General features: G+C 65.5%; 11 protein-coding genes. 5 read left to right on the top strand and 6 right to left on the bottom strand.

Annotation, left to right across the window (positions count from 1 at the left end):
- Together ACNI3Q_RS08020 and ACNI3Q_RS08015 are read right to left on the bottom strand one after the other, a co-directional pair.
- Window positions 1-1005, bottom strand: coding sequence for an alpha-ketoacid dehydrogenase subunit beta (locus tag ACNI3Q_RS08020; protein ID WP_260021634.1), 1005 nt, complete (start codon window positions 1003-1005; stop codon window positions 1-3).
- A 47-nt stretch (window positions 1006-1052) separates the two neighbouring features.
- Window positions 1053-2339, bottom strand: a complete 1287-nt coding sequence (locus tag ACNI3Q_RS08015; protein WP_426275557.1) for a 3-methyl-2-oxobutanoate dehydrogenase (2-methylpropanoyl-transferring) subunit alpha — start codon at window positions 2337-2339, stop codon at window positions 1053-1055.
- A 318-nt stretch (window positions 2340-2657) separates the two neighbouring features.
- Here ACNI3Q_RS08015 and ACNI3Q_RS08010 point away from each other — a divergent pair, with 318 nt between their 5' ends.
- Window positions 2658-4859: a TonB-dependent receptor gene (locus ACNI3Q_RS08010; RefSeq protein WP_426275555.1), complete on the top strand. Its 2202-nt coding sequence runs from the start codon at window positions 2658-2660 to the stop codon at window positions 4857-4859.
- Window positions 4860-4936: 77 nt separating this feature from the next.
- On the opposite strand, the gene ACNI3Q_RS08005 is transcribed toward ACNI3Q_RS08010, so the two are convergent.
- Together ACNI3Q_RS08005 and ACNI3Q_RS08000 are read right to left on the bottom strand one after the other, a co-directional pair.
- On the bottom strand, window positions 4937-7075 hold the full coding sequence (locus tag ACNI3Q_RS08005; RefSeq protein WP_426275553.1) for a M3 family metallopeptidase: 2139 nt from the start codon (window positions 7073-7075) through the stop codon (window positions 4937-4939).
- 112 nt (window positions 7076-7187) lie between these two features.
- The gene (locus ACNI3Q_RS08000) at window positions 7188-8195 is read right to left on the bottom strand and encodes a fumarylacetoacetate hydrolase family protein (protein ID WP_426275551.1); all 1008 of its coding nucleotides are present in this window, start codon (window positions 8193-8195) and stop codon (window positions 7188-7190) included.
- A gap of 105 nt (window positions 8196-8300) precedes the next feature.
- Here ACNI3Q_RS08000 and ACNI3Q_RS07995 point away from each other — a divergent pair, with 105 nt between their 5' ends.
- A complete protein-coding gene (locus ACNI3Q_RS07995; RefSeq protein WP_426275549.1) occupies window positions 8301-11333 on the top strand; it encodes a hybrid sensor histidine kinase/response regulator in 3033 nt (1010 codons plus the stop codon).
- Between the two features lie 42 nt (window positions 11334-11375).
- Entirely contained in the window at window positions 11376-12665 is a 1290-nt protein-coding gene (locus ACNI3Q_RS07990) for an adenylosuccinate synthase (RefSeq protein ID WP_426275547.1), read from the top strand.
- A 9-nt stretch (window positions 12666-12674) separates the two neighbouring features.
- Here ACNI3Q_RS07990 and ACNI3Q_RS07985 read toward each other — a convergent pair whose 3' ends face one another.
- On the bottom strand, window positions 12675-13388 hold the full coding sequence (locus ACNI3Q_RS07985; RefSeq protein WP_426275545.1) for a helix-turn-helix transcriptional regulator: 714 nt from the start codon (window positions 13386-13388) through the stop codon (window positions 12675-12677).
- Between the two features lie 238 nt (window positions 13389-13626).
- On the opposite strand from ACNI3Q_RS07985, the gene acnA reads away from it, so the two are divergent.
- Entirely contained in the window at window positions 13627-16299 is a 2673-nt protein-coding gene (gene acnA, locus ACNI3Q_RS07980; protein WP_426275543.1) for an aconitate hydratase AcnA, read from the top strand.
- Between the two features lie 221 nt (window positions 16300-16520).
- Window positions 16521-16925, top strand: a complete 405-nt coding sequence (locus tag ACNI3Q_RS07975) for a DUF2147 domain-containing protein (protein ID WP_426275541.1) — start codon at window positions 16521-16523, stop codon at window positions 16923-16925.
- A gap of 90 nt (window positions 16926-17015) precedes the next feature.
- Here ACNI3Q_RS07975 and mtnP read toward each other — a convergent pair whose 3' ends face one another.
- Window positions 17016-17882 (bottom strand): S-methyl-5'-thioadenosine phosphorylase, encoded by an 867-nt coding sequence (gene mtnP, locus ACNI3Q_RS07970; RefSeq protein ID WP_426275539.1) that lies wholly within the window; start codon window positions 17880-17882, stop codon window positions 17016-17018.
- Window positions 17883-17895: the final 13 nt, after the last annotated feature.

Raw genomic sequence — 17895 nt, 5'->3', positions numbered from 1 at the left:
TCAGTCCTTCAGCAATTTCTTGAGCGCCATGCCGATACGGACAGGGCCGGGGAAATACGCCCATTCCAGGCTGTGCGGATAGGGCGTGTCAAAACCGGTGACGCGCATCACCGGTGCTTCCAGGTGATAGAAGCAGCGTTCGGTGACCAGCGCGGAAAGCTCCGCGCCGAACCCCTGCGTCCGCGTCGCCTCGTGCACGATCATGCAGCGGCCGGTCTTTTGTACCGACGCCTCGATCGTCTCGATATCCAGCGGCAACAGGGTACGCAGATCGACGATTTCTGCATCCACGCCCATCTCTGCCACCGTCTCGGCAACGACATGGACCATGGTGCCGTAACACAGGATGGTCACCGCCTCGCCCGCACGCGTGATCGCGGCCTTGCCCAGCGGGATCTTGTAATATCCCGTCGGCACCTCGCCCAGCGGGTGCTGCGACCAGTTCTTGGCCGGGCGATCCCAATGGCCGTTGAACGGGCCGTTATAGATGCGCTTGGGTTCGAAAAACACGACCGGGTCATTGTCCTCGATCGCCGCGATCAACAGCCCCTTGGCATCATAGGGGTTGGACGGAATGACCGTCTTCACACCCGAAATATGGGTAAAGATCGCCTCGGGCGACTGGCTGTGCGTCTGCCCGCCGAAAATCCCGCCGCCAAAGGGGGAGCGGACCGTGATCGGCGCGACATATTCGCCGGCCGAACGATAGCGCAGTCGCGCCGCCTCGCTGACCAGCTGGTCCAGCGCGGGATAGATATAATCGGCGAACTGGATCTCCGGCACCGGGCGCAGGCCATAGGCACCCATGCCGATGGCGACGCCGATGATGCCGCATTCGGTGATCGGGGTGTCGAACACCCGCGTCTTGCCGAATTTGGCCTGCAATCCGGCGGTTGCACGAAACACGCCGCCGAAATAGCCGACATCCTCGCCCATCACGATCACGTTCGGATCGCGCGCCATCATCACGTCCATGGCGGAATTAATCGCCTGGATCATGTTCATGCGCGCGCTGTCGCCCTCGGTCGGGGCGATGCGCTCCATCGGTTCGCTCATTTCCGTGCCCATGGCCGCCCGCTTTCCTCTTCCTCGGCCAGCATCTGTGCCTGCTGCTCCTTCAGGTGCCAGGGCATTTCCTCGAACACCCCGTCGAACAGCGTGTCGAGCGGCTGGTGCAGGCCATGGCCCAGGATGCCGTTGGCCTCCGCTTCCTTCTGCGCCCGCTTCACTTCCTCGGCCAGTTCCAGGTCCATGGCGGCGTGGCGTTCGTCATCCCATTCGCCAATGGCGATCAGATGCGCCTTCAGCCGCGCGATGGGATCGCCCAGCGGCCATTCGCTGGCCTCCTGCGCGCTGCGATACTGGCTGGGGTCATCCGACGTGGAATGTCCCTCGGCGCGATAGGTGAAATGCTCGATCAGCGTCGGGCCCTGATTGGTCCGCGCCCGCTCTGCCGCCCATTGCGTGGCGGCATAGACGGCCAGCGCATCATTGCCGTCGACGCGAAGGCCGGCGATGCCATAGCCCACGGCCCGCGCGGCAAAGGTTGTCGCCTCTGCCCCGGCAAAGCCCGAAAAGCTGGAAATCGCCCACTGGTTGTTGACGATGTTCAGGATGACCGGCGCGCGATAGACGCTGGCAAAGGTGCAGGCGGAATGGAAATCGCCCTCCGCCGTCGATCCTTCGCCGCACCAGGTGGCGGCAATGCGGCTGTCGCCCTTGGCCGCGCTGGCCATCGCCCAGCCGACCGCCTGCGGATATTGGGTGGTCAGGTTGCCGCTGATCGAAAAGAAACTGTGCTCGCGGCTGGAATACATGATCGGCAGCTGCTTCCCCTGCAGCTTGTCGCCCCGGTTCGAATAGATCTGGTTCATCATCTCGACCAGGCTGTAGCCGCGCGTGATCAGGATGCCCTGCTGGCGATAGCTGGGAAAGCACATGTCGTCGGCGGCCAGCGCCATGGCGGCGGCGATCGACACCGCCTCCTCGCCCGTGCACTTCATGTAGAAACTGGTCTTGCCCTGCCGCTGGGCGCGGAACATCCGCTCGTCGAACGCGCGGGTCAGCGCCATCAGGCGCAGCATCCGGCGCAGCGCGTCCGGCGACAGGCGCGGGTTCCACGGGCCGACCGCCTGACCCTGTTCGTCCAGCACCCGGATCAGGGTAAAGGCCAGGTCGTGGAACGTATCGGCGGCGGCGGCGCTGTCCGGCCGGGGCGCACTGCCCGCCGGGGGCACATCGACATCGGCAAAATCGACCGCGTCACCCGGCCGGAACTTGGGTTCCGGCACGTGCAGGTGCAGGGCGGGCCGATTGGCGCCGGGGCGCTCGTCAGTCATTGTCTCTCCCATTGCCGGCTGCCTGCCGGGACTCGCTGGCTTGCTTGTTATTTTATTTCAAGCCGCTTGGCGAGCGTCAGCAATGCCCGTCCGCGCAAAAGAACGGATGATGCGCGAAAGCCACAGGCAGCGCAGGATCGTTTCCGTCCCTGTCGCAATCCTGTCATCCCCCCTCGCCAACATGACTGTTTTTTGGCAACGGCACCGCCAGGCGAAGCAATAATCGCCATGCCGCAGGAGTGGATGCTACCATGCCGCCATCCGGCCGCGCCCGACCAGACAGGGCGCGGCCGGATCAGATTGCACCCGGGGGATTCAATGGCACGCTTCACGCTTTCTCGGGCGACGTTCGTCCGCACCGCATCGGTACTCGCCGCCATTGCCGCAGCCTCACCTGCCCTGGCACAGGACGCGCCTGCAGATGACGGCCAGCTGACCGATATCGTCGTCACCGCCCAGCGCCGCAGCGAGAATATCCAGGACGTGCCGGTATCGGTCGCGACGCTGGATCAGGACCGGCTTCAGACGATTTTCGATTCGGGCAACGACATCACCGCGCTGGCCACGCGCGTCCCCGGCCTGTTCGCCGAAAGCTCGAACGGCCGCGTCGCGCCGCGCTTCTACATCCGCGGCCTTGGCAACACCGATTTCGATCTGGCCGCATCGCAGCCGGTGTCGGTCATCATGGACGAGGTTGTCCTCGAAAACGTCGCCCTGAAATCCTCACCGGTGTTCGACGTGGAGCGGGTCGAGGTGCTGCGCGGGCCGCAGGGCACGCTGTTCGGCCGCAACACGCCGGCCGGCATCATCAAGTTCGACACGGTCAAGCCGGGCAATGAACTCAGCGCGCAAGGCTCGCTGTCCTATGGCAGCTACGGCACGCTCAGCGGCGATTTCGGCGTCGGCGTGCCGCTGGTCCAGGACGTGCTCTCGATCCGCGTGTCGGGCCTGTATCAGCATCGCGGCAACTGGATCGACAACACGTTCACCGGCCAGGACGACGCTTACGGCGCCTATGACGAAGTGGCGGGCCGCGCCCAGTTGCTGTTCACGCCGGGCGACCGGTTCCGCGCGCTGGCCAATGTCCATTTCCGCGACTTCAACGGCGCTGGCGCGGCGGCAATCTTCCGCGCCAACATCCTTGGCCCCGGCGACAACGACCTCAATGGCAATTTCAAGCGCGACGAAGTGGCGCTGGATGCCGGCGGCGGCAACAAGCAGCGGTACAAGGGCTGGGGCAGCTCGCTGCGCATGGATTATGAATTCGGCGGCGCGACGCTGACCTCGATCACCGCCTATGAAACCGTCAACGGCCGCAGCCGCGCCGATGTGGACGGCGGCAACCTCGTCACCGGGCCGGGCTTCATCCCCTTCCCGTCGGACACGCAGGATTCGATCGACCTTGACCAGTGGACGCAGGAAGTGCGCCTGGCCAGCGACACCGCTGGCCCGCTCGCTTGGCAGGTCGGCGCCTTCTTCTTCGACAGCGACTTCACCGTCCTGACCGAGGGGTTCAGCTTCCCACCCCCCACGCTGGTGCGGCACAAGAACCAGAGCTGGGCCGCCTTCGGCCAGGCGACCTATCAGCTGACCGACGCGTTCAAGGTGACGGCGGGCGCCCGCTATACCGAAGATGACAAGCAGTTCAGCGTCGTCGGCGGCTCGCCCGCCAATGACCGCGAAGTCGGCGACGAACGGGTCAGCTGGGACGTCAGCGCGATGTACGACCTGACCCCGTCGTTCAGCGTCTATGCCCGGGTGGCCGACGGCTTCCGCGCACCGACGATCCAGGGCCGCGACGTCGCGTTCTTCGCCGCTCCCTCGGTCGCGCGGTCGGAAACGATCCTGTCGTTCGAAGGCGGCTTCAAGTCCGAGCTGTTCGACCGCCGCGTCCGCCTGAACGGTGCGGTGTTCACCTACACCGTCAATGATCCGCAGTTCACCGCCGTTGGCGGCGCGGGCAACCTCATTCAGCTGGTCAATGCCGATCAGGGCAAGGCATGGGGCTTTGAATTCGACAGCGAAGTGCGCGTCACGCCCAACTTCGTGCTGACCGGCGGGGTCAGCTACAACGATACGAAGATTCAGGACGACACGCTGGCTGTCGGCATCTGTGCCCAGTGCACCGTCACTGATCCGACCGTCAGCATCGGCGGCAGCACCCGCGCGCTGGTCGATGGCAATCCCTTCCCCAACGCGCCGGAATGGATTGCGGACATCACCGCCCGCTATTCGATCCCGGTCGGCAATGGCGGCGAACTGTTCGCCTTCACGGACTGGGCGTATCAGGGCTACACGAATTTCTTCCTCTATCAGTCGCGCGAATTTTTCGCGAACGACCAGTGGGAGGGCGGCCTGCGCGTCGGGTACGCCAAGCAGGACGGCAGCTTCGAGGTTGCCGCCTTTGCCCGCAACATCCTCGATGCCAAGAATGTGAAGGGCGGCATCGATTTCAACAACAACACCGCCTTCGTCAACGAACCCCGCATCATCGGCCTGTCGCTGCGCGGCCGGATGTAAAAAGCGGGGGCAACGCCCGATAGAAAGGGGGCCGGAAGCAACCCGCTTCCGGCCCCCTTTTTTTTCGTTCCCGCCGCTTATTCGGTGGGAAAGCCGCGGCGCTTGAACAGTGCCTTCACATCCGGATCGCGGCCACGGAACGCGCGATATGCGGCCTTGCGGTCCGTCTCGTTGCCGGTGGACAGCAACGTCTCGCGGAACTTGTCGGCCGTCGCCTTGTCCCACACGCCCTTTTCCTCGAACAGGGCCCAGGTGTCGGCGTCCATCGTTTCCGACCACAGATAGCTGTAATAGCCCGCCGAATAGGCGTCGGACGAAAACAGGTGATTGAACTGCGGCAGGCGGTGCCGCATCACGATCTCCTTTGGCATCCCCAGCTGCGTCAGCGTGTCGCGCTCGAACGCATCCGGGTCGGTCACCGGCGTCGTGCGGTCATGCAGCTTCATGTCGACGATCGCGCTGGACAGATATTCGACCGTGTCGAACCCCTGATTGAACGTGCTCGATGCCTCGATCTTGTCGACCAGCGCCTGCGGCATGGGTTCGCCCGTTTTGTAATGCTTGGCGAATCGGTCGAGCACCTCGCGGGTCAGCAGCCAGTTTTCGTTCACCTGGCTGGGATATTCCACGAAATCGCGCGGCGTCCCCGACAGGCCGGGATAATAGACATTGGTCAGGAACCCGTGGATGGCATGGCCGAATTCGTGGAACAGGGTGGATGCGTCATCCACGCTGATCAACGTCGGTTCGCCCGCCGCGCCCTTGGTGAAATTGTTGTTGTTCGACCCCAGCCGGATCGTCTCCCCGGTCAGGCCGGATGCGCCGCGATAGCTGGTCGCCCAGGCGCCGGACCGCTTGCCCGCCCGCGCGAAATTGTCGAGGTAGAAGATGCCGACGATCTTGCCCTCGCGCCGCACCTCGAACGTGCGAACATTGGGCTCGAACACCGGAATGGTGCCGGTATTCTCCTTGAACTCCAGGCCATAGAGCCGGTTGGCCGACCAGAACATGGCATCGACCATGTTATTGAGCTCAAGGTACGGCTTCACCTCGCTCTCATCCAGGTCGTATTTCGCCTTGCGCACCTTCTCGGCGTAAAAGCGGTAATCCCATGGCTCGATGGTGATCTTCGCGCCTTCCTTGTCGGCCACCGCCTGCATGTCGGCGACCTCCTGTTTCACGCGCGCGACGGCGGCAGGCCAGACTGCCATCATCAGCTTCATGGCGTTTTCCGGCGTTTCCGCCATGGTGTCGTCCATGCGGAAATGGGCGTGCGTCTTGAACCCCAGGATGACGGCCCGCTCCTGACGCAGCTTCAGGATTTCGGCGATGGTTGCATTGGTGTCATTGGCATCGCCATTGTCGCCGCGATTGATGAACGCGGTATAGACCCGGCGGCGCAGGTCGCGATTGGTGCCGTACATCAGCAAAGGCTGAACCGACGACCGGGTGTTCTTGATCGCCCATCCCGTCTTGCCCATCGCCTTGGCCTCTTCGGCCAGCGACGCCTTGAAACTGTCGGGCAGTCCGGCCAGCTCCGCCTCGCTGGTGACCAGGATCGCAGTTTCCTCGTCCTTCAGCACCTTGCTGCCGAAATCGGTGAACGCCTTGGCCAGCGCCTGATTGATCGCCTTGACCTTGGTCTTCTGCGCCTCGTCCAGCAGCGCGCCAGAGGTCACGTAATCGCGATAGCTGCGCTCCAGCAGGCGCATCTGCTGCGCGTTCAGCCCGGCAGAGGCGCGGTTGTCGTACACCGCCTTCACCCGCGCGAACATCTTGGGGTCCAAGCTCAGCTCGCTGAAGAACGCCGACAGCTTCGGGCTCCATTCGCGGGCGATGGCCTGCACTTCCGGGCTGGCCAGGTTCGACTGATAGACGCCCCAGACCGCGAACAGGCGGCTCATCTGCTCGCCGGACTTTTCCTGTGCCTCGATCGTGTTGGCGAATGTCGGCGCGGCCGGATTGTCGCGGATCGCGGCAAACTCCTTGCGCGCATTGGCCATTGCCTGTTCGAACGCGGCCGGGAACATGGCGGGCTTGACTTGGCTCCACGGCGGCACGCCGTTATACGGCCCGGTCCATTCGGTCAGCAGCGGCGCCGGATCGACCGCAGCAGCAGGCGCGGCGGCGGCAGGCGCAGCTGCAGTCTGGGCCATCGCGCTCATCGGCATGGCGGCACCCAGCAACAGGGACAGGCAAAGGGCATGGCGGCTCAACTCGGTTACTCCCGGCAAATCGGTGGATGACCTCAGCCTAACCGACCCGCGCCCGAACGCAACCGGGTGAATTACTCCGCTAACGCACGCTCGCTGCCCGCCCCGCCGGCTTTCAGGCCGCGACCACCGTCTGTTCGATCACGCCGAATATCGGGTGGTGCCGATCATCCTCGGCCCAGATGCGCACCGTGTCGCCGGGTTTCAGGAACGGCGTTTCCGCCGCACCGCGCAGGATCGTTTCCACCGTCCGCACCTCGGCGATGCAGCTATAGCCATGGCCGCCCTCCGCAATCGGCTTGCCCGGCCCGCCATCCGCGTCGCGGTTGGACACCGTGCCCGATCCGATGATCGTGCCCGCACCCAGCGCGCGCGTCCGCGCCGCATGGGCGATCAGCGTGCCGAAATCGAACGTCATGTCCTCGCCCGCCTGTGCGCGGCCGAACGGCTGACCGTTCAGGTCGACCATCAGCTGGCGGTGCAGCTTGCCGTCCCGCCACCAATTGCCCAGCGCATCGGGGGTGACGAACACCGGCGACATGGCGCTGGCCGGCTTGGACTGGAAAAATCCGAATCCCTTGGCCAGTTCGCCGGGGATCAGGCCGCGCAGCGACACATCGTTGGTCAGCCCGACCAGCCGGATCGCCGCCAGCGCCTCCTCACGGGTCGCGCCCATCGGCACGTCGCCGGTCACCACCACCACCTCTGCCTCAAGATCGCAGCCCCAGGCTTCGTCCTTCAGCGGAATGGGGTCGCGCGGCGCCAGAAATCCGTCGCTGCCGCCCTGATACATCAACGGGTCGTGCCAGAAACTGTCCGGCATTTCCGCGCCCCGCGCCTGCCGCACCAGCGCGACATGGTTCACATAGGCGCTGCCGTCCGCCCATTGATAGGCGCGCGGCAGCGGCGACGCCGCCTGCCGTTCGTGAAAGCGCATCATCGGGATCGCCTCATGCGCCAGGTCGGTGGCCAGGTTGCGAAGATCACCCTCGACCCGGTCCCATTGGTCCAGCGCCGCCTGCAGCGTTGGGGCGATATGTCCGGCATCGGCGCACCATGCCAGATCGTCCGAAACGACGACCAGCCGTCCGTCACGGCCCTGCTTCAGGCTTGCCAGCTTCATGCGATCCTCTCCTCGATCCTGCTATCTCTCTGACATAGCTGCTCCACACCGCCTGTCGAGCGGTTGACACCGGCTCGCGCCACCCCCATCGCAGGGGGGATGGGGATGCGCTTTCTTGACCATGGCGGGGATATGGCCCAGCGCATCCGTGCGATCGACTGGTCGTCGACGTCATTGGGGCCCATTGAACACTGGCCCCAGGCGCTGCGAATCACGCTCGGGCTGGCATTGGGGTCGACATTTCCGACCGCGATCTATTGGGGGCCGGACCTTCGGCTGCTCTACAACGACGCCTGGGCGTTCATTCCCGGCGATCGCCACCCCGACTGCATCGGAATGCCTGCGGCACAGGTCTGGCACGACATCTGGGACGCGATCGAACCCCAGTTCCGCATCGTCCTGGAAACGGGCGAGGGTTTTTCGACGTTCGACCAGCTTCTGATGCTCGAACGCGGCGGGGTGCCGACGGAAACCTACTGGAACTACAGCCTGACGCCGATCCGCGACGACAGCGGCAACATCGTCGGCATCTTCAATCAGGGGAACGAAACGACTGAACAGGTGCTGATGCGCCGTCGCCGGTCATCAGAGATCGAGCGGCTGCGCGACCTGTTCGAACAGGCGCCGGGGGCCATCGCCATCCTGTCCGGCCCGGATCATGTCTTTGAAATCGCCAACCAGGCCTATTTCGAACTGGTCGGGCGCAGCGCGATCATCGGAATGCCGGTCGCCGCCGCTCTGCCCGAAGTGGCGGAACAGGGTTTTGTCGCCATTCTGGACCAGGTCTATGCGACCGGCATTCCGTATCGCGCCGAACGCACACCGGTCACGCTGCAGCGCGGCCCGGATCAGCAGCCGGAAGAGCGCACCCTGGATTTCGTGTTCCAGCCGGTTCGCGGTGCGGACGGCCAGGTTACCGGCATCTTCATTCAGGCACAGGACATTACCGATCGGGCGGCTGCCGAACGGACCGCCCGCGAAAATGCCAGCAACCTTGAGGCCGCGATCCGCACACGCAGCTTTCTTGCCGATCTCGACGCCAGGCTGCGCTCTGCCCGCGATCCCGCCACGGTGCTGGAAATCACGGTCGCCGCGACCGGCAATCAGGTGCAGGCCGACCGCGCCGGCATGATCAGGCCGGGCAATGCGGGGTCGCTCGATTTCGTCAGTTGCTGGACCAACGGCGCGCTTCCGCCCCTGCTTGGCCCGATTCCGTCTGACATCCTCAGCGGCCCCGTGCTCGACCGGTTCCGGAGTGGACAGGTGGTTGCGATCCGCAACGCCGCGATGGAACCCGAACACGCCGAAACGCGCACCGCCCGGATGTCGCCTGCGGGCATTGCCGTACCCCTGATGCGCAACGGCCAATGGGTCGCCAGCCTCTATGTCAGCAGCGCCCAGCCCCGCGACTGGACCGAGGACGAGATCGCGCTGCTGCTCGCCGTGGCCGAAACCAGCTGGGATGCGGTCGAGCGCGCCGAGGCGGTCGAGGCGCTGCGCGAAAGCGAGGCAAAGTTCCGCGCCATCGCCAATTCGATCGACCCGATGGTCTGGTCGACCCGCGCCGACGGCCATCACGATTATTTCAACGACCGCTGGTATGATTTCACCGGCGTCCCCGCCGGCTCGACCGACGGCGCAGGCTGGTCGGACCTGTTCCATCCCGACGATCAGCCGCGGGCATGGGAACGCTGGCGGCACAGCCTTGATACCGGCGCGCCCTACCGCATCGAATATCGCCTGCGCCATCGCAGCGGCACCTATCGCTGGGTGCTGGGCCGCGCCGCGCCCGTACGCGATGACCAGGGGCGGATCACCCGCTGGTTCGGCACCTGCACCGACATTCAGGAAATCGTCGACGCCCGCGAAGTGCTTGCCCGCTCGCGCGAGGATCTGGAACGGCTGATCGAGGAACGCACGCGCCAGCTGATGGCGGCCGAGGAACAGCTGCGCCAGGCGCAGAAGATGGAGGCGGTGGGCCAGCTGACGGGCGGCATCGCGCATGATTTCAACAATATGCTGGCCGTGGTGATCGGCGGGCTCGACCTGCTCGAACGGCGGCTTGCCACCGGCGAACGGGATGTCGGCCGCTATGTCCAGGCCGCGCGTGACGGTGCCGAACGCGCCGCCGCGCTGACCCAGCGGCTGCTTGCCTTTGCCCGCCGGTCGCCGCTGGCGCCAAAGCTGATCGATCCCGGCGCGCTGATCGCCGGGATGACCGACATGCTCAACCGCACGCTTGGCGAAACGGTGCGGGTCAGGACGCAGCTCGGCCGCAATCTGTGGCCGGCGCTGGCCGATCCGGGCGAGCTGGAAAACGCGCTGCTCAACCTGTGCGTCAATGCGCGCGACGCCATGCCGGGCGGCGGCACGGTGACGCTTGCGTGCGCCAACTCGACGCTCGACGCTGCAGCCGCCGATCTGTGGCAGGTGACACCCGGCGACTATATCGAATTGGCGGTTGCCGATACCGGCAGCGGCATGGCGCCCGAAGTCATCGAACGCGCGTTCGAACCCTTTTTCACGACCAAGGCGGTGGGTAAGGGCACCGGCCTCGGCCTCAGCCAGATTTTCGGTTTTGCCCGCCAGTCGGGGGGATCGGTCCGCATCGAAAGCGCGCTGGGTCAAGGGACGCGCGTCGTCCTGATCCTGCCGCGCGCGCCCCTTGGCACGGTTGCGTCCGGCCGCGACGCCGGCCCGGCGGATCCGGCGGCGATGCCCATGGCCATTCCCGGCGAATCGGTCCTGCTGGTCGAGGATGAACAGCGCGTGCGCTCGCTTTCGCTCGATGCGCTCGTCTCGCTGGGCTACCGGGTGCACGAGGCAACCGACGGACGCACTGCGCTGGCGCTGATCGAATCGGGCCTGCGGCCATCGCTGCTGTTCACCGACATGGTGATGCCCGACATGGGCGGCCGCGCGCTCGCTGCCGCTGCGGTAGAACATCTGCCGGGCCTGCCCGTGCTGTTCACCAGCGGCTATGACCGGGATGCCGTCGAACCGGGCGGTGACGGCCCCTGGGGCGAGACGCGGCTGCTGGCCAAACCCTTCGGCATTGTCGAACTGGCCCGCGCCCTTCGCGCCACGCTGGACGCCGCTGCCGAACGGGGGGTGGACGCCAGCGCGCCCAGCGCCTAGGGCGCACCCGGTTTTCCTTCATCTGAACAAGGGTTCTCAGCCGTGGCCAATGTCGCAGTGATCGGCGCTCAATGGGGCGACGAGGGCAAGGGCAAGATCGTCGACTGGCTGGCGGAACGCGCCGATGTCGTCGTTCGGTTTCAGGGCGGGCACAATGCCGGCCACACCCTGGTCGTCGGCGACAGCGTGTACAAGCTGTCGCTGCTCCCCTCCGGCATCGTGCGCGGCACGCCCAGTGTCATCGGCAACGGCGTCGTGCTCGATCCCTGGGCGCTGAAGGCAGAGGTGGAAAAGCTGCGCGGACAGGGCGTGGCGATTTCGCCCGATACGCTGATGATCGCTGACAATTGCGCGCTGATCCTGCCGTTCCACCGCGATCTGGATGCGATGCGCGAGGATGCGAGCGGCGCTGGCAAGATCGGCACCACCCGGCGCGGCATCGGCCCGGCCTATGAGGACAAGGTCGGCCGCCGCGCGATCCGGGTGTGCGATCTGGCCCATCTGGACAGCCTGGATCCCCAGCTCGACCGGCTGTGCGCGCATCACGACGCACTGCGCGCCGGGTTTGGCGTCGCGCCCGTCGACCGGGCCGAACTGATCGCCGCGCTCAAGGAAATCGCCGGGTTCGTCCTGCCCTATGCCCGTCCGGTATGGAAAATGCTGGCCGAGGCGCGGGCGGCGGGCAAGCGGATCCTGTTCGAGGGGGCACAGGGCGTACTGCTCGACATCGACCACGGCACCTATCCCTTCGTCACCTCCTCCAACACCATCGCCGGTACGGCGGCGGGCGGATCGGGCCTTGGCCCGTCGGCCGTCGGCTTCGTGCTGGGCATCGCAAAGGCATATACGACGCGCGTCGGCTCCGGCCCCTTCCCCACCGAGCTTGAGGATGAAACCGGCGAGCGGCTGGGCGTGCGCGGGCACGAATTCGGGACCGTCACCGGGCGCAAGCGCCGCTGCGGCTGGTTCGACGCCGTGCTGGTCCGTCAATCCGTCGCGGTCAGCGGCGTGACCGGCATCGCGCTGACCAAGCTCGACGTGCTCGACGGCTTCGATGAAATCCGCATCTGCACCGGCTATCGCCTGAATGGCGAAGTGCTGGACCATTTCCCCGCCCATGCCGCGGATCAGGCGGCGGTGGAGCCGGTCTATGAAACCATGCCCGGCTGGCACGAATCGACCGCCGGTGCGCGCAGCTGGGCACAGCTGCCGGCGCAGGCGATCAAATATGTCCGCCGGATCGAGGAACTGATCCAATGCCCCGTGGCGCTCGTCTCGACCAGCCCGGAACGGCAGGACACGATCCTGGTCCGCGATCCGTTCGCGGATTGATCTGCGCCGTCAGACCCGCACCAGCCCCTCGCTTAGTGCGCGGACGATCGCGCTGATCCGGTCGTTGACGCCCAGCTTGTCATAAAGGCGCCGGACGAACGTATCGACCGTGGCGGGGGACAGGCCCAGGATGACCGCGATGTCGGCATTGGATTTGCCCCGCGCCATCCAGTGCAACACTTCGCTTTCCCGCGCGGATACCCGCACCGGCTCCTCGCCCCGGTCGGTCAGCAGTTCGACGACACGGCGATGGCCCATCTGGGCGATGGCCACCATCCGGCCGATCATCATCCGGTCATCCGGCACCAGGTCCCGGTCGAACCCGATCCCGCAATAGGCATCGCGGCCATTCGGCCCGAACAGCGGGATGCCGACGCCTGCGGGCACCCCCAGCGCCCTGAATGCGTCAAGAAACGCCTGCTGATCCGCATCCAGCGTCTGGGCCGCGGTTGCCGCATCCCACCGCATCGGCCGGCCGGCCTGCATGATGAACTCGGTCACCGGATCGTGACGCCGGAAATCGGCGTCGCGATAGCGTTCGATCCAGGGTTCGGGGAACCCGAACTGGGAAAGGATCACCTTGTCCCCGGTCTGCGATCCGAACGCGGCGGCAAAATGATAGCTGATCATCGCCGCCCCGCGCGCCAGGATTTCTTCCCGGCACACGTCGAGGACACGCGTGATGCGGTTGGCGCCGGTAATCCGGTCGATCCAGCTGGCCACATCCCACCTCCCGGCTGCAAAGACTGCCGCGAATCGACTTGAAAATCCAGCGCTCGATGGGCGAACGGCAGAATGAATAACGCAATGCACCATCACGGGCTTTTCCGCCGCCCCAACCCTTGCTATCCGCCGCCCGGCATAGACAGGACTCCATCTGCACGGGCGGTGGATGACAAGGGACCGGGTGGCCAGCCGCCGCCCCCTGCCGCCCGGCACAATGAACTTTGGAAGGACGCGCATGACCGCCATCGGCCAGGATACGCTCGGCACCCGTGACAGCCTGACTGTCGCAGGCAAGACCTACACCTATTTCTCGCTGCCCAAGGCGGCGGCAAAGCTGGGCGATATCAGCCGGCTGCCCTTTTCGATGAAGGTGCTGCTGGAAAACATGCTCCGCTTCGAAGACGGCGTGACCGTCACGACCGACGATGCGCAGGCGATCGTCGACTGGCAGCAGAACCCCAACGCGCCGGAACGGGAAATACAGTATCGCCCGGCCCGCGTGCTGATGCAGGATTTCACCGGCGTGCCCTGCGTCGTCGATCTGGCGGCGATGCGCGATGCGATCACCAAACTGGGCGGCGATGCGGCCAAGATCAATCCGCTGGTCCCCGTCCACCTGGTCATCGACCATTCGGTGATGGTCGACGAATTCGGCACGCCCAAGGCGTTCGAGGACAATGTCGAGCTGGAATACAGCCGCAATTCCGAACGCTACGAATTCCTGAAATGGGGGTCGAAGGCGCTCGACAATTTCAAGGTCGTGCCCCCCGGCACCGGCATCTGCCATCAGGTGAACCTGGAATATATCGCGGACGCCGTCTGGTCCTCCACCGCCACTGATGGTGCGATCATCGCCTATCCGGACACCTGTGTCGGCACCGACAGCCACACCACGATGATCAACGGGTTGGGCGTGCTCGGCTGGGGCGTCGGCGGGATCGAGGCAGAGGCCGCGATGCTGGGCCAGCCCGTTTCGATGCTGATCCCCGAAGTCGTCGGCTTCAAGCTGACTGGCAAGCTGCGCGAAGGCATCACCGCCACCGATCTGGTGCTGACCGTCACGCAGATGCTGCGCGCCAAGGGCGTGGTCGGCCGCTTCGTCGAATTTTACGGCCCCGGCCTCGATTCGATGAGCCTCGCCGACCGTGCGACCATCGCCAACATGGCACCGGAATATGGCGCCACCTGCGGCTTCTTCCCGATCGACGGCAAGACGATGGACTATCTGCGCCTCACCGGCCGTGACGAAGCGACCGTGGCGCTGGTCGAAGGTTATGCCAAGGCGCAGGGCCTGTGGCGCGAGGCGGATGCGGTGGACCCCGTCTTCACTGATACGCTCGAACTCGACATGGGCACCGTCACCGCCAGCCTTGCCGGGCCAAAGCGTCCGCAGGACCGGGTCAGCCTGGAAAATGTCGATGACGTGTTCAACGGCGACCTGTCGGCCGTCTACAAAAAGGCCGCTGCCGAACGCACGCCGGTCGAGGGCCGCGACCATGACATCGGCGACGGCGACGTCGTCATCGCCGCGATCACCTCGTGCACCAACACGTCCAACCCGTCGGTGCTGGTCGCCGCCGGCCTGGTCGCGAAAAAGGCGAACGCGCTGGGGCTGAAGCCGATGCCGTGGGTCAAGACCTCGCTGGCACCGGGGTCGCAGGTCGTGACCGACTATCTGGTCAAGTCCGGGCTTCAGGCGGAACTGGACGCGGTCGGCTTCAACCTGGTCGGCTATGGCTGCACCACCTGTATCGGCAATTCCGGCCCGCTGGCCGAACCGATCAGCCGGGCGATCAACGGCAACAACATCGTCGCCGCCAGCGTCCTGTCGGGCAACCGCAATTTCGAAGGGCGCGTGTCGCCCGACGTGCGCGCCAACTTCCTCGCATCGCCGCCGCTGGTCGTCGCCTATGCGTTGAAGGGCACGGTGACCGAGGACATTACCGAAACCCCGATCGGCGAAGGCACCAACGGCCCCGTCTATCTGAAGGACATCTGGCCGACCAATGAAGAGGTCGCGCTGACCGTCGCTGCGAACATCGACGATGCGATGTTCCGCAATCGCTATGGCAATGTCTATGCCGGCGACGCGCACTGGCAGAAGATCAGTGTCGAAGGATCGGGCACCTATAACTGGCGCGCCGGTTCGACCTACATCGCCAACCCGCCTTATTTCGAAGGGATGACGATGACCCCGGCGCCGGTCGCGGACATCATCGAGGCAAAGCCGCTCGCCATCCTGGCCGATTCGATCACCACCGATCACATCAGCCCGGCGGGCAGCATCAAGGCGGACAGCCCGGCGGGCCTGTTCCTTCAGTCGCATCAGGTGGCCAAGGCGGACTTCAACTCCTATGGCGCGCGCCGCGGCAACCATGAAGTGATGATGCGCGGCACCTTTGCCAATATCCGCATCAAGAACGAAATGGTGCCCGGCATCGAAGGCGGCATGACGCATTACAATGGCGAGGTCATGCCGATCTATGACGCCGCCATGCGGCACAAGGCCGACGGCACGCCGCTGGTCGTGATCGCTGGCAAGGAATATGGCACCGGTTCGTCGCGCGACTGGGCGGCAAAGGGCACGAACCTGCTGGGCGTGCGCGCCGTCATCGCGGAGAGCTTCGAGCGCATCCACCGCTCGAACCTGGTCGGCATGGGCGTCCTGCCGCTTCAGTTCGCTGAGGGCACCAGCCGCGAGACGCTGGGGCTGAAGGGCGATGAACGCTTCACCATCCGCGGCGTCGCCACCCTGTCGCCGCGTCAGGATGTCGAGGTGATCGTCACCCGCGCGGACGGCACCAACGCGACCTTCCATGCCAAGTGCCGCATCGATACCGCCAACGAACTGGATTATTTCCTGAACGGCGGCATCCTGCACTACGTCCTGCGCAAGCTGGCGGCCTGATCGCTGACGCTGTCGCCCCGGTCTTCGGGCCGGGGCGGCGCTCCCCGTGCTTCCGCCAAAGCGGGAGCACGGATGATTGGCAGCAGGCCCGGTGCCGCTCATCCTGAACCTGTCGAAGGATGCACCGCCGGCCGCGCCGATTTTTCCCCGCCCGGCCACAATTCCGCCCCAAGCCGCTGGCCTAACCCGCTGAAACTTCTGGGGAGTGCATCATGCGGGCCATGGCGATTCTGACGGCGACGATCCTTCTGACCACGCCGGCCGTCGCGGCGGCCCCGCAGGCAATCACGGGGCGCTGGCTGACCCCGGGCAACAACGCCATGGTCGAAATCGCGCCCTGCGGCACGTCGCTGTGCGGCCGCATCGCCAAAATCCTTGATCCCAAGGCGCCGAAAAACGCCAAGGACACCAATAATCCCGATCCGGCCAAGCGCACCCGGCCGATCGAGGGGATGAACATCCTGACCGGCTTTACCGCGGCCAAGGCCGACTGGCGCGGCCAGATCTATGATCCGCGCAGCGGCAAGACCTATCGGTCGATCGTCAAGCGCACCAATGCCGGGCTTGAGGTCAAGGGATGCTGGGGCCCCTTCTGCCAGAGCCAGATCTGGACCCCGGCGAAGTAACGCCCCCGGCCCGCAGCCTCAGTCAGGCATCCAGCCCGCAACCGCTCGTCCTGAGCCTGTCGAAGGACGAGCGAACCCCGCAATACAGCCTCAGCGCAGCGCCCGCCCCGCCACCGCGTCCAGCTTGCCCAGCAATTCCGGATCGCGCACCTCCGGTGCGGTGATCAGCGCCGCGTCCAGACAGGTGTCGATGGGACTGGCGGGCCGCACCTCCGGCAGCGCGCGGATCAGGTTCACGACCAGCGCCCGTGCCTTTTCCGCATTGGCCGACAACTGGCGGATGACGGCGGCGACATCCACCGCCTCCTCGCCCTCGCGCCAGCAGTCATAATCGGTGACCATCCCGACCAGTGCATAGGGCAGCTCTGCCTCGCGGCACAGCTTCGCCTCCGGCATCGCGGTCATGCCGATGACGTGGCAACCCCATTGGCGATACAGGTTGCTTTCCGCCCGCGTCGAGAATTGCGGCCCTTCCATCACCAGGCACGTGCCACCGTCATGCACGGTCGCGCCCGCCGCGATGGCTGCGTCGCGGGCCAGCGTGGACAGGCGCGGACAGACCGGATCGGCCATCGACACATGGGCGACCATGCCCGATCCATAGAAGCTCGACAGACGCCCCCGCGTCCGGTCGATGAACTGGTCGACGATGGTGAACGTGCCGGGCGCACGGTCCTCGGCCAGCGATCCGACGGACGAAATGGACAGCACGTCCGTCACGCCCAGCCGCTTCAGCACATCGACATTCGCCCGCGCATTCAGCTCCGACGGGCTGATCCGGTGCCCGCGCCCGTGCCGGGGCAGGAACACGACCTTCACATGGCCGATGCGACCGACGAACAGCTCATCCGACGGCTGGCCCCAGGGCGAATGCACCTCCACCCAATGGCCGTCCTCGACCCCCTCGACGCCGTACAGCCCCGATCCGCCGATGATCCCGATCGTCCAGCCGCTCATGCCAATTTCCTTC

The sequence above is a fragment of the Sphingomonas eleionomae genome, assembly GCF_049889035.1.
GTDB lineage: Bacteria > Pseudomonadota > Alphaproteobacteria > Sphingomonadales > Sphingomonadaceae > Sphingomonas.
This window is presented reverse-complemented; position numbering and strand designations above follow the sequence as displayed.

Excerpts from the sequence above, each read along its gene's own strand:
- ACNI3Q_RS08020 (WP_260021634.1), bottom strand. The coding sequence starts at position 1,005 with ATGAACATGATCCAGGCGATTAATTCCGCCATGGACGTGATGATGGCG.
- ACNI3Q_RS08015 (WP_426275557.1), bottom strand. The coding sequence starts at position 2,339 with ATGACTGACGAGCGCCCCGGCGCCAATCGGCCCGCCCTGCACCTGCAC.
- ACNI3Q_RS08010 (WP_426275555.1), top strand. The coding sequence starts at position 2,658 with ATGGCACGCTTCACGCTTTCTCGGGCGACGTTCGTCCGCACCGCATCG.
- ACNI3Q_RS08000 (WP_426275551.1), bottom strand. The coding sequence starts at position 8,195 with ATGAAGCTGGCAAGCCTGAAGCAGGGCCGTGACGGACGGCTGGTCGTC.
- ACNI3Q_RS07995 (WP_426275549.1), top strand. The coding sequence starts at position 8,301 with ATGCGCTTTCTTGACCATGGCGGGGATATGGCCCAGCGCATCCGTGCG.
- acnA (WP_426275543.1), top strand. The coding sequence starts at position 13,627 with ATGACCGCCATCGGCCAGGATACGCTCGGCACCCGTGACAGCCTGACT.
- ACNI3Q_RS07975 (WP_426275541.1), top strand. The coding sequence starts at position 16,521 with ATGGCGATTCTGACGGCGACGATCCTTCTGACCACGCCGGCCGTCGCG.
- mtnP (WP_426275539.1), bottom strand. The coding sequence starts at position 17,882 with ATGAGCGGCTGGACGATCGGGATCATCGGCGGATCGGGGCTGTACGGC.